Here is a 24,920-nt window from a genome sequence, read left to right as displayed (position 1 = left end):
TCCGACCGGGTCAGTCCTGCCCTCCTTCCCGGTTGGGCGACCGGGGTTCGGGCCATTCCCGCTGCTCCCCGGTACGGGGGTTGACGGAAAGGACCGCCTTCTCCCGGGAGGTCCGCTCCGGGTCTTCGCTGGCCATATATGCGAGTACCGCGGTCAGGATGGCATTGTTGCGCACGTCGTCAAATACGATTTTGTCATAGGTGTCCAGGTTGGTGTGCCAGGTGTAGTTCCAGTAACTCCAACTCAGGGAACTCAGGGAAAAGGCCGGCGCCCCCATGGCGACGAAAGAGGCGTAATCCGATCCGCCCCGTCCCGGGTTGCCGGGGAATTGGGTTTCGATGTGCTCCGTCACGTGGTCCGGCACGGCTTCCAGCCAGCGGCCCAGATATTCGTAGGCGTGCAGGAATCCCTGCCCGGAAATATTTACCACGCGGCCCGTGCCGTTGTCCTGGTTAAAGAGCGCCTGCAGGCCGGAGACCACCTCCGGGTGGTCCTCAACATACGCCCGGGAGCCGTTTAACCCTTGTTCCTCACTCCCCCAGAGCCCGACGATGATCGTTCGCTTCGGGTTCGGGTATACCTTTTTCAGGATCCGGGCCGCCTCCATCATCGTCAGCGTCCCGGTGCCGTTGTCGGTAGCACCTGTTCCCCCGTCCCAGGAATCGAAGTGCGCCGATAGCACAATGTACTCGTCCGGCAATTCGGTTCCCCGGATGGTTGCCACCGTATTAAAAGTGGGCACACGCCCCAATTCGCGGGACTCGGCCACCACGCGGAGGCGCGGGCCATCCCCGTTCTCGGCCATCCGGTAGAGCATGCCGTAGTCTTCCAGGGAGAGGTCAATCACGGGTATTTCCTCCGTGTTGGCACTGAATATTTTGTTGGCCCCGAAGGCCCCCGACCAGCGCGACTGGACAATGCCTGCAGCCCCTGCGGCTTCCAGGGCCTGGTTGATAGACCGGGAGGAATAGCCGGTATTCCTCAGGTTTTGTCGCCAGGCCTTTGTTTGGGCCTCCCGATCGCTTTTCATTTTTTCAAAGGAGGCTTCCGTTGCCCATTCCTCCCAGTTATAATCGGGCCGGCCCGTGGGTTCCGGCATGGAAACCAGGACCCATTTGCCCTTTACTTCCGGGAGCCAGCGGGCAAATGCCAGGGAATCTGCCACTTCGGGCAGGGTGATCAAATCGGCCGTAATGCCTTTGGCGGGAGTTGAAGGGCTCCAGGCGAGTTGCCTTCCGTGGAGGCTTACCACCCGCGGTTCCAGCAGGTCGATGTGGCAGATACCCCGCTCCCAGCCCCGCCAGGTACCCCATTGTTCGTTTTCGGCCGGGATGCCCCATTCCTTAAACGTGGCTACGGCCCATTCGTGTGCTTTATTCATTTGCGGGGTGCCTACCAGGCGCGGCCCGATGACGTCCATCAGCTGGTGCGCAAGGGTTTCCAGTTGGGAATTTTCGACTGCCTCCTTTTCGATTTGGGCAACGAGTGCGGCTGTTTGCTGTTCCGCGGCTGTTTCCTGGGCCGTCCCGGAGGCCAGGACGAAGAGGCAGAGAAGTAACAGGATGGGATGATTTCTCATAATGGGTCGGTTCTCGGTTTCGTATTCAGGAAATATAAGAATTATCCCTCTGATTTCGCGGCTTACCCGGCCGGGGAAGGGTCAGCTGTTTGCAAACAGGTAGCAAACGGGTATAAACGGGTATAAACGGGTGGACGCGGGTATAAATGCGTAACTACCGATTTTGGGCTGGATCCGGGATTATGTTTGTTTTTTCGGGGGGCGAATACCCGGAGCGATGTTTAACAAATACCTAACAACACTATGAATGCCCTAAGGAACAAAGTACAACTAATCGGAAACCTCGGCCAGGACCCGGAGGTTACCGTGCTGGACGGAGGCGGGAAAATGGCCCGGTTCTCCCTGGCAACCAATGAAATCTACAAAAATGCGCAAGGCGAAAAAGTAACGGACACCCAATGGCACCAGGTAGTAGCCTGGGGTAAAATTGCGGATATTGTGGAAAGTTACCTGAACAAGGGTAAAGAAGTGGCGGTGGAGGGCAAACTCATACACCGGCATTACGATACCGAGGAAGGCCAGCGGAAATACGTGACGGAGGTGCGGTGTTCGGAACTCCTGCTACTGGGGAAGTAGTATTTTACCGCAATTGAACGAGAAAAGGGGCGTATTGCCTCATTTCTTAGGAAAAAAGCGGGTGTTTCGGTAACTTCTGGATGGTTGGATCGTCCAATATAATAGAAGCACCCGCTCATGTCCTCTAAAGCCACATATTGGTTGTTTGCTGCCCTGATCAGCTGTTCAGGGGCACTGGCACAACCGGTGGCGAAACATACGGGTTTTGCCCAATCCGGTACGGAGCAAATTCGGGAAACCACCCCGGGGCTTCCCAATCCGGCGTTTTTCGTTCGGCAGGCACAAACGGATGCGGCCTATGAACAACAACTGCAGTTGGAGGGAGGCAAGGAGGAAATGGATTTCTGGACGGACCAACGGGCTTTTGAACGCGAGTTATACAGGCAAAACCTGGCTGCCTACAAAGTGTACATCCAGGCGAAAAGGGATGTGTATTCCTCCCATCAGCAAAGCTGTGGCCCTTCCTGCTTGCACGGGGATTACTACTATCTACAGGCTTCGTTCTATTTGCAAATGGGTTCGGATTCCAACGGGGATTCCTGGATGTTCGGGTCCCTGGATTCGGGGGGCGGCTTGATTGCCGCCGGGCCTGAATAGGCATTCCGTTTGGCCCGAAGGTCGTTTGGCCCGAAGGCCGGCGAGTACAGCCGGCAACCGGTTAAGCCACCTGTTGAAAACCGGGGTTAGACCGGGCCAGCTTCAATAAATCCTTGCACGGGCACTTGCGACACCGCTTGTGCTCTCCTTTCTTAAACTTCTTACAGCACTTGGATTTACAGCCCTCGGGGGCACATCCCGTCCGGAGGATTTCCTGCAGGCGCTGCTCCCGCAGAAGCAGGAGTTCGGCAGCACATTTCTTTTTTTTCTTTTTCTTTCCCATTCAGGCAACAGACCGTAAACCCATCGGAATGACAGGCTGCCTTCAAAAGTAGTAATTTTTATTCGTTCTAAATAGGGTTGTGGCAGGGTGTCAGGCGGTTTCCCCGCTGGCTGCGCTATCCGCGCTTATTTGCTTTATATCCCTGTCAAACAGGTAAAGCCCGCCTTTGTCATTGCCGATCAGGTTGATCTTGTCGAGGATGGTCCGGGCAAGGGCTTCTTCTTCGATTTGCTCTGCCACGTACCATTGGAGGAAGTTATGGGTGGCGTAATCCTTCTCCTCCAGGGTCACATGGACCAGGTCGTTGATACATTCCGACACGTAAATTTCGTGTTCATAAAGCATTTTGAACAGGTTTTGGAACGACCCGAAATCGGTTTCAGGAGCATCCAGCTCGGAAACCACGGCATGTCCGCCCCGTTCATTGACGTATCGTACAAGTTTTAGCATATGCATCCGTTCCTCGTCGGAATGTTTGTAAAGGAATTGGGAGATGCCTTCCAGCCCTTTTACCTCTGCCCATGAGGCCATGGACAGGTAGATCTGGGAGGATTGTGCCTCTACGCGGATCTGTCCGTTCAGGGCAGTTTCTACGTTCTTTTTTAACATGTTTGCGGTTTTTTATAAAGATACAAACTGTTTCAGAGAAGCCCGCTACCGGGAAAGCACAATACATGCGAGTCCCAGTATATAGAGGATCAGCATGCTGTTCAATAATGGGGTCACCCCGCGGGGCGCGCCCCGGAACTCCTTAGCAGTGTGTTAAACGCAAAGTTGCTGACAAGAATGCCCAGGGAGAAGATGAATACGGCAGAATACGGGCTGAGTTTGCCGGCGGCGGCATCGGGCCTTTCAGGCCCGGGCGTTGGACCCGGCGGGTTTTCTGCAGTTTCTTTTTTTCACCACATGCCGACAGGATGGAAAGGGTTGCCGCAATTGCGAGATGGGCGAAACGTATTGTTTTCATGGGAAAGGAATTCGGTTCCTCAATATAGCCTTTTCTCCAGGGAATAGTTCTTTTGGGTGGAGTCCATCTGATCCGGGGAATAGGGAAGGAGCTTTTCCGGGTATTCGGAATGAGCTGAAACGTCAGAACCGGTATTGCATCCCGATAGTGCCCGGCCCGAAGGTGAGGTTCCATTGAGCCTGGTCGGGATCCTGTCCGTATTTTTCATCGTAGCGCCGGTCCAGGTAGCGATCGATGGCTTCCACGGTGAAAATGCTGATGCCAATGCTGAAAACCACGTCGGAAAGCCAGTGTTTCCCCTCCCAGAGGCGCGATATGCCCGGTACGAGCCCGACGGTATAGATCCCTGCTCTGAGCCAGGGGTTGCGGAACTGTTTGGCAATGGCATAGGCATTGGTAAAGGCCAGGATGGAATGCCCCGATGGAAAGGAGTGGAAGTCGTTGTCCCCCGGCCAAAGCGGGCTGAATGTAGCCTTCCCGAGGCCGCTCGAAGGGCGGGCCCTTCCAATAGCAGATTTCAGCACCTGCTGCAGGAATCCCGCCGAGGTGGCCGATGCCACCAGCAAAACCCCGGTCCGCCGCAGTTTAGGATCTTTCAGGAAGAGGCCGGTGAGGTACACGCCCCCCGTCAGCATATAGTTGTTTGCCGGGCTCCCAATTTCCCAACCGTAATCCCGGATAAATTTGGGTACGTCCTCCCGGATCCCGATAAAATAATCCGACACTGGTACATCCGCCAGGTAGGCCCCGCCGGTTGCCCCGACCAGGAGCGCAAAATTACCCCACTGCTGTCCACCCCAGTAGAGTGGACGGGAATACGAATATCCAACGCCCCCGAAAATACTCCCCAGGTCGTAGGTGAATTGCTGCCAGGTACCGGCGTCGATGCTGCGTCCCGATTGCTGAGCGGATACGGGGACGGCCAGACAACACAGGAAGGCGATAAAAATATTTCTAACCATCAGAAATACAGGCTTTGGGCGGTTCGGAACGTTTGGGCGTGGGCCTCCACAATTGTGCGTATCTGGGGGGAGTATCCACCTCCCATACTGCATTGAACGGGAAGGCCATGGCTGCGGCACCACCGGAATACCATTGCGTCCCGCTGCCGGCAACCTTCAGGGGTCAGCGCAAGGGTGCCCAGCTTATCGGTGGCCAGGACATCCACTCCACAGAGGTAAAATACAAAATCCGGCCGTACTTGCGCGTACAAGTTTTCAAGATGGGTCTCCAGGGTGGTCAGGTACTCGGTGTCACCGGTTTGTTTGGCCAGGGGGACGTCCCAGTCAGACACTTCTTTGCGGAACGGGTAGTTGGATTGTCCGTGCATGGAATAGGTGAATACCCGGGGTTCCTCCCGGAATATTGCCGCGGTTCCATTCCCCTGATGCACATCCAGGTCGAGCATCAGGATGCGTTCGGCCAGGTTGTTTGCCAGCAGGTGGCAGGCCCCGATGGCCTGATCGTTGAGCATGCAGAATGCCTCCCCCCGGTCCCGGTACGCGTGGTGGGTGCCGCCGGCAATATTCATGGAAACACCGTTCTCCAGGGCGTAGTGGCAACATCGGATGGTCCCCTGTGCAATGGTCCGCTCCCTCAGGACCAGGGCCTCACTCCAGGGAAAACCCACCTTGCGCATCTCCCGTGGCGGGATGCGGCCGGTTTGTAAATCCTCAAAATACGCGGCATCGTGGGCCCTGAGAATTTCGGAATCCTCCGGGAGGCCGGGGGTGAAAAAATTTTCATGCTCCGCAGTACCCTCGTGCAGGAGCTGCTGGGGCAGGAGCTCGTATTTCTGCATCGGGAAGCGGTGGCCTTCCGGCAGCGGATGGGCATAGATGGGATGGAAGGCAATTTTCAGCAAGGCCTCAGCTGATCACCGAACCGTTGGCGAGGGCCTGTTCGGGGGTAAGGAACACGAGGTTGCCCTCCGCATCCTCAGCGAGCAGGATCATCCCCTGGCTCTCCACCCCGCGCAACGGCCGGGGGGCCAGGTTCACCAGCACGGTTACCTGTTTCCCGACGAGGTCTTCAGGCGCAAATTGCTTGGCAATCCCCGAAACGATGGTCCGCGTATCGATACCCGTATCCACTTTCATCACGATGAGCTTGTCCGCCTTCGGCATTTTCTCGGCTTCGAGGATGGTGCCCACGCGCAGGTCGAGTTTCGTGAAATCGTCGTACTGGATGGTGTCTTTTTGCGGGGTTACGGAAGAATTGTCCATTTCGTTCTGTTTTTTCGTCTCGTGTAGTTTTTGCAGTTGTTTTTCGATTTCTGCGTCTTCTATTTTTCGGAACAACAGGCGGGTTTCCCCGATGGCGTGCCCGGCGGGAAGCAACACTGCCTCCCGGGATACGGCTTCCCACTCCAGGGGGGAATCCAGTGCGCCCAGATTCAGGATCTCCCGCAGCCGTCCGGCGGTAAACGGGAGGAAGGGTTCGCAGAGCACGGCCAGGGCAGCCGCTACCTGCAGCCCGACCCCCAGGATGGTGCCCACCCGGTCCGGGTCTTCCTTGATCACCTTCCAGGGCTCTTCGTCCGCCAGGTATTTATTGCCCAGGCGTGCCAGGTTCATCAACTCCTGGGAGCCTTCACGGAACCGGAACCGGTCCAGGCAGTCTGCAATCCGGGCGGGATAGGCCCGCATCGCATGCAGGGTATTGCGGTCGTTTTCGCTGAGGTTTTGCAGGGCGGGCACCTGGCCGCCTTTGTATTTATCCGTCAGTACGGCCACCCGGTTGATAAAGTTCCCGAAAATCGCTACGAGCTCGTTGTTGTTCCGGGCCTGGAAATCCTTCCAGGTAAAGTCGTTGTCCTTGGTCTCCGGGGCATTTGCGGTGAGCGCATACCGGAGCACATCCTGCATATCCGGGAACTCCTCCAGGTACTCGTGCAGCCAGACCGCCCAGTTTTTGGAAGTGGAGAGCTTCTGCCCCTCCAGGTTCAGGAATTCGTTAGCCGGTACATTTTCGGGCAGGATGAAATCTCCATGGGCCTTGAGCATGGAAGGGAAGATAATGCAGTGGAAGACAATGTTGTCCTTCCCGATAAAGTGCAGCAGCCGGGTACCGGGGTCCTTCCACCAGATTTCCCAATCCGCGCCTTCCCGCCGGGCCCATTCCCGGGTGGAAGAAATATAGCCGATGGGCGCATCGAACCATACGTAAAGTACTTTCCCTTCAGCCCCTTCCAGGGGAACCGGGATGCCCCATTCCAGGTCGCGGGTTACAGCACGGGGTTTCAGTCCTTCGTCAATCCAGGACTTGCATTGTCCGTAGACGTTAGGTTTCCAGTCGTTTTTATGGCCATCGAGGATCCACGTCCTGAGGAAGCCCTCATAGCGGTCCAGGGGTAAAAACCAATGCCGGGTCTGCTTTAGGACCGGTTGGGCCCCGCTAATTGCAGACCGGGGGTCGATCAGGTCTGTCGCATTCAGGGAGGAGCCGCAGTTTTCGCACTGGTCCCCATAGGCTTCCGTGTGCCCGCATTTCGGACAGGTTCCCACCACAAAACGATCTGCCAGGAATTGCCCGGCCTCCGGGTCGAAGAGCTGGTCGGTTACCTGCTCCTCAAAATCGCCCTGGTCGTGGAGTTTGGTAAAAAATGCCGAGGCGGTTTCGCGGTGGATGGGGGCGGAGGTACGGGAATAATTGTCGAAGGCGATGCCGAAGGCCTCAAAGGACTCGCGGATCAGCGCATCGTATTTGTCGATGAGCTCTTTGGGGGAAATGCCTTCCCTACCGGCTTTCATCGGGATCGCCACCCCGTGTTCGTCGCTGCCGCAGACAAACAGTACTTCTTCGCCACGGAGCCTCAGGTACCGGCTGTATATGTCTGCCGGGACGTAGACCCCGGCCAGGTGGCCAATGTGGATCGGGCCATTCGTATAGGGGAGGGCGGCGGTAATCGTGGTCCTCTCAAAGGAGCCTTTCGCGTCGGACATAGGCGTTTGGTTAAGCCACAAAAATAACCAAATTAAACCGGTGCCGGCAAACCCGTCATCAAAAGAAAAGCCCCCGTGACACTGGACAGATATGAATATCCGGGGCGTCCAGTGTCCGGGGGCATTAATCTTGCCGCGGGCGGGGGATCAGGCCACCATGATCGATTTGGCCAGGTGGCGGTCCTGTACGCCGATCCGGTAGATGTACTTGCCGGTTGCCAGGTGGCGCGGCACCCGGTCGCGGACGTTGATCTCCAGGCTGCCCTCAAAGACCATTTCGTTGAAGAGGGTTGCGATTTTCTGCCCGAGTATGTTGTAGAGCGAGATATCGATATGGGCGCTGAAGGGCATCTCCACGTGGATGTGCGGGTTGGATTCCGTCGGGTAATAGGGCTTGTGGACGATGGCTTCGATCTCTTCAGGCGTAGGTTCGTCTCCCGGGGTGCCGTCCCCGGGCGTCGGGGGTGTAGGGGGTTGGTCGCTGTAAGCGATATCGTCGAAGTCCACCCCGGAACAATTGAACCCGAGGTTCACCGGGTTGTAGGCATGCCCCAGCAGGTGTTGCTCCACCAGCGGGATATCCACGCACAGCCATTCGGCCAGGACCGTGGCGTACAGGTCGCGGAAATCCATGGTGTACTCCAGGTTCCCCCGGCTGTTCGGGTCGTCCAGGGAGGGGTGGTCGCCCACAAAGGCGCTGCCGTTCAGGCCGGCACCAAAGAATAAGGTGGGGGCAGCCTTCCCGTGGTCGGTGCCGTTGGACCCGTTTTCGTAGATCCGGCGGCCAAACTCAGAGAAAGTCATGCTGAGCACCTTGTCGTCCTGCTCGGTAAAGGTCAGGTCCTCATAGAAGTCCTTGACGGCTACCGACAGGTTGGTCATCAGGCGTTCGTGGATCAGGGGCTGGTTCCCGTGGGTATCAAAACCGCCCATGGAGATCATGTAGACCCGGGTACCCAGGTTCCCCTTGATCAGGCGGGCCAAAAGGGCCAGCTGCCGGGCAAAGCCGTTGTCCTGGTATTCCACCTGGTTCTGGCCGCGCATATAGGCTTCGTGGATCAGCCCGGAATATTCGTAGGTGGTGTTGGCCACCCCGCGCAGGAACCGGAGCTGGTCGCCGTACATGCAATTGTCAAACAGGGCGGCATCCAGGCTGTACTGTACGCCGGTTTCGGCAATTTCCTCCAGCTGGTTGATGTTCGAGGCGACAAAGGCGTAATTCGTCTCTTCCCCCTGGAAAACCAGATTGCCGTACTGCCCGATCTGGATGGCGGCCGGGGCTGCCGGCGGGTTGATCAGGTAATCCGGGTAGATGTTTTCAAAGTAGCGCCCCATCCAACCGGTATCCAACCCGGAAAACCCGGTGGTTGTCAGGTCTGTGTTCGCATAGATATCCGAACCGGTAAAGTGGGAGAGGCTCTGGTTTTCATAACCGACTCCGTGGACGGCCTTGAAAGACCCCTCGCCCCACATTTCCTCCAGGGCTTGCATATAGGAAGGCACCCCGAATTCGTCGGTCAGTTTCAGGACCTTGCTTTCCGGGATATAGATGTTTGGCCGCGCATTTGCATAGGTGTCGTACTGTTCAATGGGGATTACCGTGCTCAGGCCGTCATTCCCGCCGGAGAGGCGGATCAGGATGAGGATTCCGTCGCCCGGGGCATTGGCGATTGCCGCAGTCAGTGGGGATGGGGCCGATGCGCTGAGCATGTTGCTGCCAAGCATCATGGACCCTGACCCGGCAATGCCTAATGCCTGTAAAAATGAGCGGCGGCTCCAGACAATGTGCTCCTTGTCGTGGGCACTCTGGGGGTCTTTGGGAAGCGGTATATGATTATTGCACATAGTCGTAGGTTATTTGAGTTGAAATTCGGGTTGCCGTGAGAGGTACATCAGCAGCAGGAAAACCTGCTGTGGGACTTCGGGGCTGACCGCGAGCATCCAGAGGCCGAGGCCCCCGGGGATGTTATCGGACCCGTAGTAGTTTTCAGGGACATCGTCGATCTTAAAGACGTCCATGGCGTTCTCAAAATCCTGGGGTGTCAGGAGTCCTTTGGGGAGGAACTTGTCTACCAGGGCGCGCACGACGGTTTCCGGGTTGCTCGTATTGCTGTCTGCCGGGCCCACGGCATCCATGGCCAGGGTCCGGAATTGTTCCTGGTTGGCCTGGAAGAAACCCTGGATCATCACTTCGATGGTCAGCCAGCGGCCGATAATGAAATTCGTGTTGATCCACTGGCGGTCGCGTTGCCAACCGGCTACGTCCACCGGTTCAAAAAGCTCCTGCCCGATAAGGCGGGAGGACTCCAGTGCAAAGGACAGGTTTGTGTCGTCGTAGCCAAAACCCGTTTCGTTGATAAAATTGAGATAGTAATCAAACGGGCTCTTGATAATTACGCCAATGGCGTTGTCGTCAAAGAAATGCTGGCTTTTCAGCAGTTGGGAAACAACCGGGGCCAGTTCAAAATTGTTGGAGATAAACGTAGTGGCCATCCCGGAAATGATGGCCTCTGCATTTCCGGTGGCATCATTGGAATCCGGGTGAACCAGGAACTCGTAGATTTTCCGGCAGATGAATGTGGCAATTTCGTTGGGCCGCTGCTCAAAGAGGATATCGATGACGTCGTCGTACCCCCAGGTCCCGGATTGGCCGAGGATGGTCTTTACCCCCGGGTCAAAGGTAGTGATGTCAAAAATCACCGGGTCCCAGCGCTCCTCGCCCCGTTCGGTATACCCACTCAGGGCCCGTGCGGTTTCGATAATATCCTGTTCCGTGTAGCCGTTGCCCTCTCCCAGGGTGAAAAGTTCGTACAGCTCCCGGGCGTAGTTTTCGTTCGGGTTGTCCCCGTTGTTGTAAACCCCGTCCAGGTAATACAGCATGGCGTAGGTTAAGCCTATTTCGCTGACGAATGTCTTGAAATTGCCCAGGGCATTACGCTGCAGGCAATCCGTATAGTAATACAGGTACGAAGGACTCTCGTAAATCTCGAGCTCCGTAACAAAGTGGTTGCTCCAGAAGAAACTCATCCGGTCCCTCAGGTTATTGTCCAACAGGGCCTGGGTGTAATCCAGGCGCCAGGAATCCCGCTGGCTGCGGATGATGGGTCCGGCCGCATCGTCGTCGGCCGGGTAGTTGGCCCGGTTCCAATCCTGCCAGGCAGGAGCCGGTAGTGGCGGGAGGGCCAGGGCGTCGTTAACCAGGCTGTCCACCAGCGTCCCGGCAGTCTGGCCCACCGATTGGTCCACTGTCTGCACCGAAGCGCTGAAGCCGGCCCGTCTAAACAGGTGTTCCACCCGGGTTTTGTCCAGGGGGGGTGCATACGGCGTAAGGGGGGCCGTATTGCAGTTCACGAAGTATTCCATAGTAGTTGTAGGCTTTAAGAACGTTCATGTGTTTAGGGGGCAAATTCTTAACGCGCTTACAATCTGCTTAGTATCGCATAGAAACTATTTTCGTTGTATTGCGGTCTCAAAGTAAGGGGAATGCTTGAGAATTGCGGTAAACGGCATATTTTTTCGATGAAATGCACAAAATATTCACAATCCGCGGGTTGTACGTTTATTGAAACCCAACCAGAACATGCCAGAGGAGACCACCTGCGACATCGGCCGGGAAGGGGAGGACTATGCCGTCCGCTATCTGCTCGCGTCGGGTTACCGGATCCTGTGCCGGAATTACCGGTACCGACGGGCTGAAATTGACGTATTGGCCTTCAGGGAAGGGGTCCTGGTGGTCATCGAAGTGAAAACCCGTACCCGGGCATTTTACGAGGCGCTTTCCCGAAGCATCCCCAGGTCAAAAATAGCCCGGCTCGTGCGGGCTGCCGACCATTATGTCCGCAGTAACGGCCTACGGGCGGAAGTCCGGTTCGACATTATCCAGGTAATCCGTTTGCGCGAGGGGTATCGGCTGGTCCATCTGGAAGATGCATTTTACTTTTTTCAATAGTTGTTTGTTTTGTAACAAATTGTTATGTTTGTTCCTGATAAGTAACCAATCAACCAGTAATCAACGAATTAAGCAGACTGACATGAAAACGATTTCCTCCGTCGTCGAGCACTACATCAAAAAGAAACCCTTCCTGCAGACCGCGCTGGCCCAGGGCATCATCAACCTGACTTCGCTTTCCCGCCAGGTTCGCCCCGAGATCGAAGCCCAGTTGGGCAAGGAAGTGCGAAACGGGGCCATTGTGATGGCCCTGAAAAGACTCTCCGACGACCTGGAGTTCCGGGCCACCCACCGGATTGTCAAAGTGCTGAAGAATATCGGGGAAATAACTGTCAGGTCCTCCCTGACCGATTTTACCTTCCTGATTTCGGATACGATCCTCCGCAACCAGGGGCGCCTGCTGGAGGTGGTTAACAAGAACAAGGATGTTTTCTATACCTCGTCCCGGGGGGTCAATGAATTAAACATCGTGGTCAGCAACAGCCTGGACGACGTAGTGGAAGATGTTTTCAGCGCCGAGCGGCAAACTCAAAAGGCCGAAAACCTCTCGTCCATCACCGTAAAACTGCCTGCGGAGAATGTTTCGGTCCCCGGTATCTATTACTTTATTTTCCAGCGCCTGGCCTGGGAGGGCATCGTACTCTACGAGGTGATCTCCACCACGAATGAATTTACCATCCTCGTGGACGAGGATCAGGTAGACAATGCGTTTACGGTCATCAAAGACCTGAAATCCCTTTAAATTTTCACGGGGCATAATAATTTCCCCTGGCCGTGGCCCCGGGAAGCCCATTCGGTTCAGGGCAGTAGCCTAATCCCGGTCGGTCCCGGGTCGCGATTTAATCGCGTATAAACGATTCGAAACGGACTTCCACCGGGCCGGCTTCGCCCACCTTGCCGCCCGCTTCAATCACCGAGCTCCCGTGGACGCTGATGGTGGATTTGATAAAATCCTCCTCGTCGGCCTTGTAGATGTTGTCCACATATTTCTGTGGGTTCCGGTCGATATAGGGAAACCAGGTACTGTGAATCTGTATCATGATCCGGTGGCCCTCCTTAAAGGTGTGCAGCACATCCTGCAACCGGAAATTTACCTCGGATACCTCCCCGGGCACAAAGGGCTCCGGGTGTTCAAAACTGTTGCGGAACCTGCCGCGGAATACCTCGGAACGAACGAGTTGCTGGTACCCGCCCATGACGATGTTTCCCGGGTTGTGCTCGTAGTTTTCGTGGTCCTGGGGATACACGTCGATGAGTTTCACCACAAAATCCGCATCGCTGCCCGTCATGGATACCTGTAGTTTGGCCAGGATTTCCCCGGCGATGGTCCGCGGGTCCTCCAGGGGCTCAGTCTCAAAGGTGAGCACATCGGGCCTGCGGGAGGCAAACCGCTGGTCGTCGCTCATGAACCGGCGGGGCGTAAAGGTGAGCCCCTCGGTCTGGGAGGTATACGGAACCGGCTTGTCCGGGTCGCTGGTATAGGAGAACACGGCATCGGGGTCCGTTGGGCTGTCCAGGGAAAGCGTCCCGTTTTCCCCGAAATACAGGGAGAGCGGCGCCACGTCTTTCGGGGGCCACTGATCAAAGCTCCTCCACTGCTTGGTGCCCGTATCGAACATATAGGCCTCGGGGAGGGTCAGGGTGCCCTCGTCCTTGAGGTGGTAGTTGAAGAATTGCCGTTCGATTTCCTTTTGATAGTGCGTGGAAATGCTGTCGCCGAAATAGATGTGGTTATGGGTGGTCTGCCCGCGCTCCCGCGTCCAGCCCCCGTGGTCCCAGGGTCCCATCACCAGGGTGTTCTTCGCTTGCGGGTTGTGGGCCTCGATGGTTTTGTAGATATTCAGCGGCCCGTACAGGTCCTCGGCGTCGAACCACCCCCCGACGGTCATCACCGCATGGTCGATCCCGCGCAGGTGGGGCAGGATATTCCGTTTTTGCCAGAAGTCGTCGTAATTCGGGTGTTCCACGATTTGTTCCCAGAAGAAATTATCGTGGTGGAATTGTTCGGTGATATTTTTTAACGGGCCTTTTCGCAGGTAAAAATCGTACCCGTCGCTGGCCGGCTCCCCGTAAAAACGCATGATCTTGTCCCGGTACCAGGGTTCCCGGGTCCGTTCTTCCTTCTGGTATCCGAACACGGCAAAGGCCGCCGTATAGCTTTGGAGGTAGGCCCCCTGGTGGTGGAAATCGTCGAACCAGAAATCCGAGATCGGCGCCTGAGGGGAGGAAGCTTTCAGGGCCGGGTGGGCATCCGGGAGGGCGGCAGCCGTGTAAAAACCCGGATAGGACACCCCGTACATGCCCACGCGTCCGTTGTTGTTGCCGATGTTGTTTATCAGCCATTCAATGGTGTCGTAGGTATCCGAACTTTCGTCGATGGCAGTCGGGTCGTCCGGGTCGTTTCCCGGGATATTCGGGGTCATATTGTCGAAGGTGCCGTCGCTCATGTACCGGCCCCGCACATCCTGGTAGGCCAGGATATACCCGTCCCGGACCAGGTAATCCGAAGGGTAGCGGTTCACCTGGTAATTGGAGTAATTCGAGGCGTTATAACAGGTGCGGTTAAGCAGGATCGGATAGGTCCGGCTTTGGTCTTTCGGCGTGTAGACCACCGTAAACAGTTCCACCCCATCCCGCATGGGGATGTGGTATTCGGCCAGGTCGTAGTGCTGGCGGAGGTAAACGGAGTCGATGGGTTCGCTGCTGTGGGCGGGAAGGGCGAGCAGGCAGAGGACGAGGAGAAGGAAGAGTCGTTTCATAGGGTAATCCGTATCTGTTTTCGGTTGATGGAATTCGGTTTAGATGCGTGCGTTCACAGACCTAAAGATAACCATTCATCACGGGAATTGGCGCGGGCGGCAAATCAGGCCTGGGGTACGCGCGAACCGGCAATGGGTTCCAGGGCCCCAAGGGCTTTCCCGATGGAGGTCACCCGTTCAAAAACCAGCAGCAGCCGCAGCCCGTTGCGGGTTTGCTTTTCTTTCAGGCGGCCACTCCCGGGGTGGGATTGCACGTATTGCAGCATCCGTTTGAAGACGGCGCTTTGGTAGAATTCCGATTGTTGGTCGGCGATGAAGTAACCAATCAGTTTCCCTTTTTTCATCACGATTTTTTCCAGCCCCAGGGCGGTCGCCATCCACTTCAGCCGGACGGATTCCAGCAGGTCGGACGCGGGTTCCGGCAGCGGGCCAAAACGGTCTTCCAGTTTCCTCCGGAATGCGGCCAGATCCTCCTCATTGTCCGTATCGTTCAATTCGGTATACAGGCTGAGCCGTTCCGAAACGCTATTGATGTAATCGTCCGGGAAGAGGAGCTCAAAATCCGTGTCGATCTGGCAGTCCCGGACGTATTGCTGCCGGGGGCCTTCCGTTTCCCGGTAGAGGTCCTTGAATTCGTTATCCTTGAGTTCGTCAATGGCTTCGGCCAGGATTTTCTGGTAGGTCTCAAAGCCGATTTCATTGATAAACCCGCTCTGTTCGCCTCCCAGCAAATCGCCCGCCCCGCGGATTTCAAGGTCTTTCATCGCGATGTTGAAGCCGCTGCCCAGCTCGGTATATTGCTCCAGGGCTTCCATTCGCTTGCGCGCCTCCGCTGTCATCACGTGGTAGGGGGGCGTGATAAAATAGCAAAAGGCCTTTTTGTTGCTCCGCCCCACCCGGCCGCGCATCTGGTGCAGGTCGCTCAGGCCGAAATTATTCGCGTTATTGATCAGTATCGTATTCGCATTGGTTACGTCCAGGCCGCTCTCGATGATCGTCGTGGAAACCAGTACGTCGAATTCGCCGTTCATAAAATCGAGCATGAGCTTCTCCAGCTTTTTCCCCTCCATCTGGCCGTGGCCGATGCCGACGCGGGCATCCGGGACCAGGCGCTGGATGAGCCCGGCCACTTCTGCAATATTCTCGATCCGGTTATGGACAAAAAAGACCTGCCCGCCGCGCTGGATCTCATATCGGATGGCATCGCGGATTACCTCCTCGCCAAATCGGACCACCCGGCTTTCGATCGGGTAGCGGTTTGGGGGCGGCGTGTTGATGACGGAAAGGTCGCGGGCGGCCATCAGGCTGAACTGAAGCGTGCGCGGGATGGGGGTTGCCGTAAGGGTCAGCACGTCGATATGTTCCTTCAGGCTCTTGAGTTTGTCCTTGACCGAGACGCCGAATTTTTGTTCCTCGTCCACAATCAATAAGCCCAGGTCCTTGAATTCCACCTGTTTGCCCACCAGTTGATGCGTGCCAATCACGATATCGAGTTTCCCGGATTTCAGGTTCTCCAACAGCGTGCGCCGCTCCTTTGCACTTCGGAACCGGTTGAGGTAATCGACGGTTACCGGCATCTCGGCGAGCCGTTCCCCGAAGGTGCGGAAGTGCTGGAAGGCCAGGATGGTCGTCGGCACCAGGACGGCCACCTGCTTCCCGTTATCCACCGCCTTGAAGGCGGCCCGGATGGCCACCTCGGTTTTTCCGAATCCCACATCCCCGCAAATCAGCCGGTCCATGGGGCGTTCACTTTCCATATCTGCCTTCACGGCTTCGGTGGCGGTACTCTGGTCCGGGGTGTCCTCATAGACAAAAGAGGCCTCCAGTTCGTGCTGGAGATAGCTGTCGGGGGCGTGGCTGAATCCTTTTTTCATCCGTCGCTTCGCATAGACCTGGATGAGGTCGAAGGCGATTTTCTTGACGCGCGACTTGGTTTTCGCCTTGAGTTTCTTCCAGGCAGCCGACCCGAGTTTGTAGATCTTCGGCACGGTCCCGTCCTTGCCGTTGTATTTGGCGATTTTATGCAGGGAGTGGATGCTGACATAGAGGATGTCCCGGTCGCCGTAGATCAGTTTGATGGCCTCCTGCTGCCGGCCTTCCACATCGATTTTCTGCAGCCCTCCGAATTTGCCGATCCCGTGGTCGATGTGGGTGACGTAATCGCCGATTTCGAGTTTGTTGAGTTCCTTCAGGGTAATTGCCTGCTTCTTGGCGTACCCGTTGCGCAAGTGGAAGCGGTGGTAGCGCTCAAACAACTGGTGGTCCGTGTAGCAGCTGAGGCCGAGTTCCTCGGACTGGAAACCCCGGTAAAGCGGCCGGACAATGGTGGAATAGGGGACATCCCGGCCGATCTCTTCAAAGATATCCCGGAAGCGGTTGGCCTGTTGTTGGGAGGAGCAGAACAGGAAGTTCTGCATTCCCTTTTCTGCGTTTTCCGCCAGGGTGTCCCGAAGCAGTTCAAATTGCTTATTAAAGGCGGGTTGGGGCATGACCCGGACGCGAAGCGCTGTACCGGCCGTTCCGGTTTCGCCGGATTTCCCGTCCAGGGCCACCGTGCGGAACCCGCCGAGCTCCTCCCGAAACGACCGCCCGTCCAGGAAGAGCGCTCCCGGTTCGGCATGGGCCAGTTCGCCCTCCAGTTTTGTAAAGGCTTCCCCGGCTTTCTTAAAAAGCTTGTCCAGCTGGGCAAAACAAAGTTCGGGCTGCTTGATAAACAGCAGGGTCCGGTCCGATATGTATTTGAGGAAACTCTCCCGGGCCTCGTGCAGTATCTTGTCGGCAACATTGGGTACCAGGGTAATCTTCTTGTGTTTGTCCGTCGATAACTGGGTTTCCACGTCAAAGCTCCGGATGCTGTCGATTTCGTCCCCGAAGAATTCCAGGCGGTAGGGTTCGTCATGGGAGAAGGAGAATACGTCCACGATGCCTCCCCGCACCGAAAATTCGCCCGGCTCGGTTACAAAATCGACCCGCTTGAAATGGTACTCAAAGAGCGTTTCGTTCAAAAAGTCGAGGGAGAGGTTGTCGCCCACCCGGACTTTCAGCGTATTGCGGCTGAGTTCTTTCCGGGTAACCACCTTCTCGAACAGCGCATCCGGGTAACTGACAATCAGGGCCGGCTTCTTGCGGGAACTGATACGGCTGAGCACTTCCGCCCGCAACAGTACGTTGGCGTTATCGGTTTCCTCAATCTCGTAGGGTCTGCGGTAGCTGCCCGGGTAAAAAAGCACATTGTCCCGGCCCAGCAGTTCCTCCAGGTCGTTCAGCACATAGGCGGCTTCTTCCTTATCGCCCAGCAGGACGAGCATGGGGCAGACCTGTGCTTTAAAGGTTTCCGCAACGACAAACGAGAGGGAAGATCCGGTGAGCCCGTCCAGGGACACCGTTGCGGCGGGTTGGGCAATAGCGTCCTGCAGATCCCTGAAAAAAGGGGCCTGTTGGAATTTTTCCCGGATCGTTTCCAGATTCAAAGGCAAAATTTTGTGCAAAAATAGGGGGATGCCAGCAAGTGGGCAATTTTTGGTGCGGGTTTCACGATTTTTCGGGATCGCCGTGGGTAAAGCGCTCCTGAAACTTCCGCATCGGATTGGTCCTGCGGTTTCGGTAGCCGTGCCACCCGACGAGCAGCAGGAGCAGGGCGGCGCCGGCCAGGGGCACGTAAAAAAGCGGCCCGGAAGACTCCTGGTGGCGGAAGGCGATGGCAGCCAGGGCCCAGATACCGACCAGGGCAAATTCCCGCATGTTTCGGCTCAATACCATAAATACGTTGAGGGCAAATGCCACCAGGACCAGGGCCAGGGCCCATTGAACAGGACCGATCCCCCAGCCGTCCCACCCGAGGTATTCCAGGTAGAGGGCGGCATTGGCGATAACCGCAACCGAAACCCAACCGGAATAGAAACAGATGGGCCACCAGACAAAGGCGATGGTGCCAATCGGGGCGTCCCACCGCTCCATATTTAGCCTGCGGATGATTGCGGCCAGGCAGGCCAGCAACCCAACGATCACCAGCAGGGACATGCCGATCCACTCCCTGGTAAAGACCACCACCCAGGCGGCATTCAGGAGGTTTGCCCCGATAAACCAGGGGGCGGAACGGGCGATAAATTCGTTGTCCCGATCGTAGCGGGAACTCCGGTAGATACCGTAGATCGCAAAGGCCAGCAACCCGATAAAAATAAGACCCCAGATGGCAAAGGCATATCCTGCCGGGGTGAAGAGCGTATCGTATTTCCGGCTGATTTCCCCGACAGCCGGATAGGGCCACATACCGGATTGGGATATCCCGTTGACTGCCAGGACCAGCATCGCGGATAAAAGGTTCAGGTACGACCAGGTCTTGTTCATGACTTGCTGCTTTTAGTTGGGGTACCGGAAATAGCGGCCTCCAGGGGAACCACTGCATCCCCGGTCAGGGCAAAAAACCGGTCGCCCGGTTCCGGGTCCAGGGCATGGGTGCCGGTAAACGCCCCGAATGCCGGGAGGATCAGTTGGTTGGTTTTCAGGTGGAAGCAGGGCAGGCGAAGCGTCTGCCGCCCCGCGCCACCCAACCGGACCGCCGGATGGATGTGTCCTGCAATATTAAACCGGCCCGCGGCTGCCTCCGGGTGGTGGGTCAGGGTAAACGGCCCGGCTTCCAGGGAGTCGTACAATTCAATGCCCAGGGCCTCGTAGCGCAGGGGGGAAATAACGTCGTGGTTGCCGACCACCAGTTGCATCCGGGAAGTGCACGCCCCGGCCCAATCGGAAAACAGCTGCCATTCGCGGTTGATATGCGAATGGAAGAGGTCGCCCAGAAAACAGAGCGTCCGGGGCTCAAAATGCCTGCGGATGGCCTCAAGCCTATCGAAATTTCGACGGATCGCAGCGCGGGGTACGGCAGCCCCGTGTTTGCGGAAATGCATCACCTTCCCCAGGTGCAGGTCGCTGAGCAACAGCGTGGAGGCGGCTGGCCAGAACAGGCCGCCCCAGGGGTGGAATACCACAGATTCGCCGGCGAGTTCCAGGGAGTGCGTCATCTGGTCAAAGATACCGAATCTCAGCGACCTCCGCGGGTCAGGATCCGTGTCATCCGGCGGATGCGGTCGGCGAGTTTTTCACTGGAGAGCTTTTCCCGCAGCCGGTCCGTGATAATCGGGAAGGAAAACGGCGTGTATTTTTCGCAGGCCTTCCAGAGGATTTCCTGCCGGGAGATCCGTTCCAGGGCTTTTCGCAGGCGTCCTTCTTCCAATTGGTGCTCAAAGGTCTCCCGGAAAGCCTGCCGGAAGAGCAGGTGGTCCGGTTCGTAGTCGCGGAACACCTCAAAGAGCAATTGGGAATTGCTCTGCAGGTGCTTCATCTTGATCCCCTTTTTCGGGTAACCCGTAAACACCAGGCCACTGATCACAGCGATGTCGCGAAATTTCCGCCGGGCCATTTCAGTGGCGTTCAGGCTTTTCTGCAAGTCGTCCAGCAGGTATTCCGGGCTGAACAAGTCGTTGTCCAGGATCACCCCGATATTCAGTTCCCGGTCGGACAGGAGCTCAAAGCCGTAGTCGTTGTAGGCCAGGGAAAAGGTGATCGGGGACAGCAGGCTGATGCGGTAACTGAGCAAGCTCGCCATGGCCTCGTGTACAAACCGTCCTTCAAAGGGGTAGAACAGGTGGTGGTACCCCTCCCGGCTTTGGAAGGTTTCAATCAGGAACTGGTCCGGCCCCGGGACGATACTCTCGAGTTGCTGCCGTTTAAAGAGTGCGTCCAGGGATCGGATTTCCCGGGATTGCTCCCCGGCCGGCCGGCGGTGCGAATAGAGTTCTTCCCGGAGCAGTTCGGACATCTCGCTCGACAGGGTCAATCGCCCGCCCATCCAGCTGGGCACCTTAGAGGTTTTCCTGCTGGAATTCCGCACCTGGGCCACCATGTCCCGGATCCGGATAAATTCCAGGTTGCGCCCTGCAAAAGTAAAGACGTCGCCGGGGTTGAGTTTGGAGATAAACCACTCCTCGATCGTCCCGATGTACCCGCCTTTCTGGTATTTTACAGTCATGTGCGCGTCCCCCACAATCGTGCCGATCTGAAACCGGTGCCGCATGGCGACGCCCCGGTTGGTAACCTTGAACAACCCGTCGGGCAGTACCTCCACCTTTTTGTATTCGTCGTAACTGGCCAGGCTCTGGCTCCCCATCACCAGGAAGTTCAGCAGCCATTCCCAGTCTTCCCGGCTCATGGCCTGGTAGCAGAACGTTCCGGTCACCTCCCGGTAGATTTCCTCCGGCAGGAAGCCATCCGACACGGCCAGGGTAGTCAGGTACTGGACCAGGACGTCGTAACTGGCCAGGTACGGGATGCGGTCTTCCACGGCCTGCTTGCGAACGGCCTGTTGCAGGGCGGAGGCCTCGATGAGTTCCATGGCGTGGGTGGGCAGGAAATAGATGACGCTTTCCCTCCCCGGCCGATGCCCGGACCGGCCGGCCCGCTGCAGAAACCGGGCCACCCCCTTGGGCCCGCCAATCTGCACCACGGTCTCCACGGGTGCAAAATCCACGCCCAGGTCCAGGCTGGAGGTGCAGACCACGGCGCGGAGGCTTTCGTTCCGGATGGCCTGTTCCACCCAGTTCCGGGTGGCCTTGTCGATGCTCCCGTGGTGCATGGCAATGTCCCCGGCGAGTTCCGGGTGTTTTTCCAGCAAGGCCCGGAACCAGATCTCGCATTGGCCCCGGGTATTGGTAAAGAGCAGCGTGGTCTTGCTGTTCCGGATAATCGGGATGACGTGTTCCAGGAGGTGGAGCCCTAGGTGGCCCCGCCAGGGAAAGGTCTCCATCGTATCCGGGATAATACTCCGGACCGTAATTTTCTTGTCGATTTGCGCGCGGATCAGCACGGAATTTTCCAGGGCGCCGGATTCCGGACCGAGCAACACCTGCCGGGCCTGTTCCAGGTTGCCGATGGTGGCGGAAATCCCCCAGATCCGCAGGGCAGGACAAATGGTTTTCAGGCGGGAGAGGGCCAGCTCCATCTGTACCCCTCGTTTGCTGCCGAGCAGTTCATGCCACTCGTCCACGACAATGGCATAGCAGTCCGCGAACAGCTTTTTATAGCCCTTGGTGGCCAGGAGCAACTGCAGGCTTTCCGGGGTGGTGATCAGCAGGTCGGGGAGGATCTTGCGTTGCCGGGCGCGTTCGGCACTGGAGGTGTCGCCGGTCCGTATCCCCACCTCAAATGGGATGTCGAGGTCCCGGGTGATTCGTTCGGCCGATTGGTGGATTTCCCGGGACAGGGCGCGCAGCGGGGTGATCCAGATGGCCTTGAGACCTTTTTTGTGCCCATCCCGGAAATTTGGGTGCTGCCGCATATACTCCAGGAGGATCGGGAACCAGAGGGCGTAGGTTTTCCCGCTTCCGGTGGGGGCGTTCAACAAGCCGTGGCGGCCCTCCATAAAGGCGGCCCAGGTCTTGTGCTGGAAGGGGAATGGGTCCCAGCCTTGCCGTTTAAACCAATCGGAGGCGATGGCCATCAGGGCGTCGGTATCCGGGGGTTGCCCGGTAGGGTGCTTGGGGCCTGCCATGGTTCAGGGGATCATGTTTTCGAGTTCCGCAAGCGTGTTTGCCTCGGAAATGGGTTTGTCTTTCCGCCAGCGGACGATCCGCGGAAAACGGGTGGCAAAGCCGCTTTTATGCCGCCCGGACCGGGCAATCCCCTCAAAGGCAATTTCAAAAACGTGTTCGGGCTTCACGGAACGGACCGGACCAAAACGCTCCAGGGTATTCCGCTTGATCCAGGCATCCACCTGCCGGAATTCGGCATCCGTCAGTCCGGAATACGCCTTGGCAAACGTAACCAGCTCGCGGCCGTTTTCCGTATCGGCCCAGAGCGCAAAGGTGTAATCCGTAAAAAGGTTGCTGCGCCGTCCATGGCCGCGCATGGCATAGGTGAGCACGGCATCCACCGTGAAGGGGTCTACCTTCCACTTCCACCAATCCCCTTTTTTCCTTCCCACGCCGTAAGCCGATGCCCGTCGTTTGAGCATGAGCCCCTCGCTCCGGAGTTCCCGTGCCCGCCCGCGTTCTTTCCGGGCCGCATCCCAGTCCTTGATTTCCAGCGTTGCCGAGAGGTCTGCCGGCAAGTTGGGGTCTGCCTGCAGGGGTTCGATCAGCGGGTCGAGCAGGGCCCGGCGCTCCGTATAGGGCAGGTCCCGAATGTCCTTGCCTTTCCATTCCAGCAGGTCGTAGGCCCTGAGGATTACCGGAATCTTCTGAAGCAGGGCGTTGGTGACTTTTTTACGGCCCAGTCGCTTTTGCAGGTCGTTGAAGCTTCCTACCTGTCCCTTGGGGTAGGGCAGTATCTCCCCGTCGATGACCGTGCCGTCGGGCAGGGCCTCCGCCAGGTCCGCGAGTTCCGGGTAGCTCCCGGTGATCAACTCTTCGCCCCGACTCCAGAGGAAATGGGTCCCCCCGCGCACAATGAGTTGCGCCCGGATCCCATCCCATTTGTGCTCCATCAGCCATGCCGAGGGATCCCCCAGGTCTTCGGGCGTCTCATCCACCGGATAGGCCAGGTAGAAGGGGTAGGGTCGGGACTGATTTTCGGCCTGCTGCTCCTGCAACACCAACTCTTGGAAACTCGTATTGGCCGGGTCCCAATTGCCCATCAGCCGGAAGGCGAGCAGGTCTTCCCCGATGCCCGTGGCCTGCGACAGGGCCCGGGTCATGAGTTTCTGGCTGATCCCGATCCGGAAGCCGCCCGTCATGAATTTGGTGAGGACAAATCGCTCATAGAACCCCAGTTTTTGCCAGTTTTCCTGGAGGTAGGCTTTTTTTCCGGATTCTTCACGGCCCCTGAGCGCCACGATGTCCTCCAGGTAATCGGACAGGGAACGGGCTCCCGAATCCGGGTTCCCCGACTGCGGGATCACCAGGGCGATAGTCTCAGCCAGATCGCCCACGATATGGTAACTCTCCTCGAATAGCCAGAGCGGGATGCCCGCCAGTTCCGACGCCCATTCCCGAAGCAGGCGGGTATTGACCGGACGGGGTGGGCGGCGGTGCGAAAGGATGGCGATGGTCCAGACCTTATCCGGCCCCGGGGCGCTGTCGAAGTAGCTGCTCAGGGCATCCACCTTGACGTTCGTCTTGTTGGTGGCATCCAGGGTCCGTATGAGTTCCGCAAATGCCCTCATGTCACTACCTGCGTGTCGTTTTCGGGGGTTTCCCCCTCGTATTGGGTTTCCTCTGTACGTGCGTCGTACCCGTTTTCGGCCAGGAAGCGCGAAAAAATATGGGCGTATCCGTGCGTGCAGATGACGCGCTCCGCCCCGGTGGCCCGGATGCTATCAAGCAGCCCCTGCCAGTCGCAGTGGTCGCTCAGGACAAAACCCTGGTCTACCGCACGCCGGCGCCTTGCCCCCCGAAAAGCCATCCAGCCGCTGGCAGCGGCTACCTCATAGGGCACCATCCGCCGCATCCAGGTACTGCCATGGGCGCTGGGCGGGGCCAGAACGAGGTTGCCGCGGAGTTCCTCCCTCGTGGTTTCCCCGGTTACCCGGGTGGTTTCCGGGAATCCGGCCAGCGGGCGCAGTACTTCCGTCATATTTTCAATGGCCCCGTGGGTATAGATCCGGCCGATGTCCGGGTCCAGGCCAGCCAGGAGTCGTTGGGCTTTTCCCAGGGAATAGGCGAGCAAAACGGAGGTTTTCCCCCCTTCCCGGTTCCGCGCCCACCAGGCGTTGATATCCCCCAGTACTTCCGCTTGCGGCCGCCATTTAAACGCCGGCAACCCAAATGTGCATTCCGTGATAAAACTATGGCAACGCACAGGTTCATACGGCGTGGCCAGGCCGTCGTCTTCGGTTTTATAGTCGCCCGAAAACACCCAGACTTCCCCCTGGTATTCCGCCCGAATCTGGGACGATCCGATAATATGTCCGGCCGGGTGAAAACTAAAGCGCACGCCGTTGACGGTAAAGGATTCCCCCCATTCCCGGCCACTGACGCGGATATCGCCCAGCCGGTGGCGGATAATCGGTACGTTTCTATGATGGGTGATATACCGGCCGTGACCGGGCCGGCTGTGGTCGGCATGGCCGTGGGAAATCAGGGCGCGGTCCACGGGTTTCCAGGGGTCCAGGTAGACGTCGGCAGGCGGGCAGTAAATGCCCCTGTCGGTGAATTCCAGAAGCGGTTTTTCCATAGCTGTGTGAAGGTACGGAATTCCGGGAACAGGAAGGACCCCGAACGTTTGGCGTCCGTTTCGATTTGGCCGGCATTACCCGTTGTGTTTCCCCCGTGGGAA

The 24,920-nt window shown here is 57.4% G+C and carries 19 protein-coding genes; 4 read left to right on the top strand and 15 right to left on the bottom strand.

The window, feature by feature from the left end; all coding sequences use genetic code 11:
• Nucleotides 1-10 precede the first annotated feature (10 nt).
• The gene (locus tag RB2501_RS01875; RefSeq protein ID WP_015753022.1) at nucleotides 11-1,579 is read right to left on the bottom strand and encodes a M20/M25/M40 family metallo-hydrolase; all 1,569 of its coding nucleotides are present in this window, start codon (nucleotides 1,577-1,579) and stop codon (nucleotides 11-13) included.
• A 243-nt stretch (nucleotides 1,580-1,822) separates the two neighbouring features.
• Here RB2501_RS01875 and RB2501_RS01870 point away from each other — a divergent pair, with 243 nt between their 5' ends.
• Nucleotides 1,823-2,155, top strand: a complete 333-nt coding sequence (locus RB2501_RS01870; RefSeq protein WP_015753021.1) for a single-stranded DNA-binding protein — start codon at nucleotides 1,823-1,825, stop codon at nucleotides 2,153-2,155.
• Nucleotides 2,156-2,272: 117 nt separating this feature from the next.
• The gene (locus tag RB2501_RS15700) at nucleotides 2,273-2,752 is read left to right on the top strand and encodes a hypothetical protein (protein ID WP_148214269.1); all 480 of its coding nucleotides are present in this window, start codon (nucleotides 2,273-2,275) and stop codon (nucleotides 2,750-2,752) included.
• Nucleotides 2,753-3,125: 373 nt separating this feature from the next.
• Here RB2501_RS15700 and RB2501_RS01855 read toward each other — a convergent pair whose 3' ends face one another.
• The 7 genes from RB2501_RS01855 to RB2501_RS01830 all read right to left on the bottom strand — a co-directional run bounded on the left by RB2501_RS01855 (nucleotide 3,126) and on the right by RB2501_RS01830 (nucleotide 11,309).
• Nucleotides 3,126-3,644, bottom strand: a complete 519-nt coding sequence (locus RB2501_RS01855) for a ferritin (RefSeq protein ID WP_015753018.1) — start codon at nucleotides 3,642-3,644, stop codon at nucleotides 3,126-3,128.
• Between the two features lie 142 nt (nucleotides 3,645-3,786).
• Nucleotides 3,787-4,002, bottom strand: a complete 216-nt coding sequence (locus tag RB2501_RS16090) for a hypothetical protein (protein WP_148214268.1) — start codon at nucleotides 4,000-4,002, stop codon at nucleotides 3,787-3,789.
• Between the two features lie 122 nt (nucleotides 4,003-4,124).
• On the bottom strand, nucleotides 4,125-4,964 hold the full coding sequence (locus RB2501_RS01850; RefSeq protein ID WP_015753017.1) for a phosphatase PAP2 family protein: 840 nt from the start codon (nucleotides 4,962-4,964) through the stop codon (nucleotides 4,125-4,127).
• Nucleotides 4,964-5,866, bottom strand: a complete 903-nt coding sequence (locus RB2501_RS01845) for a histone deacetylase family protein (protein ID WP_015753016.1) — start codon at nucleotides 5,864-5,866, stop codon at nucleotides 4,964-4,966. Before RB2501_RS01845 ends, RB2501_RS01850 begins: the two co-directional genes overlap by 1 nt.
• A 4-nt stretch (nucleotides 5,867-5,870) precedes the next feature.
• Nucleotides 5,871-7,946 (bottom strand): methionine--tRNA ligase, encoded by a 2,076-nt coding sequence (metG, locus tag RB2501_RS01840; protein WP_015753015.1) that lies wholly within the window; start codon nucleotides 7,944-7,946, stop codon nucleotides 5,871-5,873.
• 147 nt (nucleotides 7,947-8,093) lie between these two features.
• A complete protein-coding gene (locus tag RB2501_RS01835) occupies nucleotides 8,094-9,791 on the bottom strand; it encodes a DUF1501 domain-containing protein (protein WP_041326898.1) in 1,698 nt (565 codons plus the stop codon).
• Between the two features lie 9 nt (nucleotides 9,792-9,800).
• Nucleotides 9,801-11,309, bottom strand: coding sequence for a DUF1800 domain-containing protein (locus RB2501_RS01830; protein WP_015753013.1), 1,509 nt, complete (start codon nucleotides 11,307-11,309; stop codon nucleotides 9,801-9,803).
• A gap of 217 nt (nucleotides 11,310-11,526) precedes the next feature.
• Here RB2501_RS01830 and RB2501_RS01825 point away from each other — a divergent pair, with 217 nt between their 5' ends.
• Nucleotides 11,527-11,895 carry a YraN family protein gene (locus RB2501_RS01825; protein WP_041327397.1) on the top strand — a complete coding sequence of 123 codons (369 nt, stop codon included), beginning with the start codon at nucleotides 11,527-11,529 and terminating at the stop codon, nucleotides 11,893-11,895.
• Between the two features lie 82 nt (nucleotides 11,896-11,977).
• Nucleotides 11,978-12,637: a hypothetical protein gene (locus tag RB2501_RS01820; protein WP_015753011.1), complete on the top strand. Its 660-nt coding sequence runs from the start codon at nucleotides 11,978-11,980 to the stop codon at nucleotides 12,635-12,637.
• 97 nt (nucleotides 12,638-12,734) lie between these two features.
• Here the strand turns inward: RB2501_RS01820 and RB2501_RS01815 are convergent, their stop codons facing one another.
• The 7 genes from RB2501_RS01815 to RB2501_RS01785 all read right to left on the bottom strand — a co-directional run bounded on the left by RB2501_RS01815 (nucleotide 12,735) and on the right by RB2501_RS01785 (nucleotide 24,818).
• On the bottom strand, nucleotides 12,735-14,654 hold the full coding sequence (locus RB2501_RS01815; RefSeq protein ID WP_015753010.1) for a CocE/NonD family hydrolase: 1,920 nt from the start codon (nucleotides 14,652-14,654) through the stop codon (nucleotides 12,735-12,737).
• Between the two features lie 104 nt (nucleotides 14,655-14,758).
• Entirely contained in the window at nucleotides 14,759-18,124 is a 3,366-nt protein-coding gene (gene mfd / locus RB2501_RS01810; RefSeq protein ID WP_015753009.1) for a transcription-repair coupling factor, read from the bottom strand.
• A 61-nt stretch (nucleotides 18,125-18,185) separates the two neighbouring features.
• A complete protein-coding gene (locus RB2501_RS01805) occupies nucleotides 18,186-19,001 on the bottom strand; it encodes a TspO/MBR family protein (protein WP_015753008.1) in 816 nt (271 codons plus the stop codon).
• The gene (gene pdeM / locus RB2501_RS01800) at nucleotides 18,998-19,672 is read right to left on the bottom strand and encodes a ligase-associated DNA damage response endonuclease PdeM (RefSeq protein ID WP_015753007.1); all 675 of its coding nucleotides are present in this window, start codon (nucleotides 19,670-19,672) and stop codon (nucleotides 18,998-19,000) included. The genes RB2501_RS01805 and pdeM overlap by 4 nt, the downstream gene beginning before the upstream one ends.
• 20 nt (nucleotides 19,673-19,692) lie before the next feature.
• Complete coding sequence (locus tag RB2501_RS01795) at nucleotides 19,693-22,197, bottom strand: ligase-associated DNA damage response DEXH box helicase (protein ID WP_015753006.1); 2,505 nt, start codon at nucleotides 22,195-22,197, stop codon at nucleotides 19,693-19,695.
• A gap of 3 nt (nucleotides 22,198-22,200) precedes the next feature.
• Nucleotides 22,201-23,808, bottom strand: a complete 1,608-nt coding sequence (locus tag RB2501_RS01790; protein ID WP_015753005.1) for an ATP-dependent DNA ligase — start codon at nucleotides 23,806-23,808, stop codon at nucleotides 22,201-22,203.
• Nucleotides 23,805-24,818: a ligase-associated DNA damage response exonuclease gene (locus tag RB2501_RS01785; protein ID WP_015753004.1), complete on the bottom strand. Its 1,014-nt coding sequence runs from the start codon at nucleotides 24,816-24,818 to the stop codon at nucleotides 23,805-23,807. The genes RB2501_RS01790 and RB2501_RS01785 overlap by 4 nt, the downstream gene beginning before the upstream one ends.
• Nucleotides 24,819-24,920 lie beyond the last annotated feature (102 nt).

This window comes from Robiginitalea biformata HTCC2501 (assembly GCF_000024125.1).
GTDB classification, from domain to species: Bacteria; Bacteroidota; Bacteroidia; order Flavobacteriales; family Flavobacteriaceae; genus Robiginitalea; species Robiginitalea biformata.
This window is presented reverse-complemented; position numbering and strand designations above follow the sequence as displayed.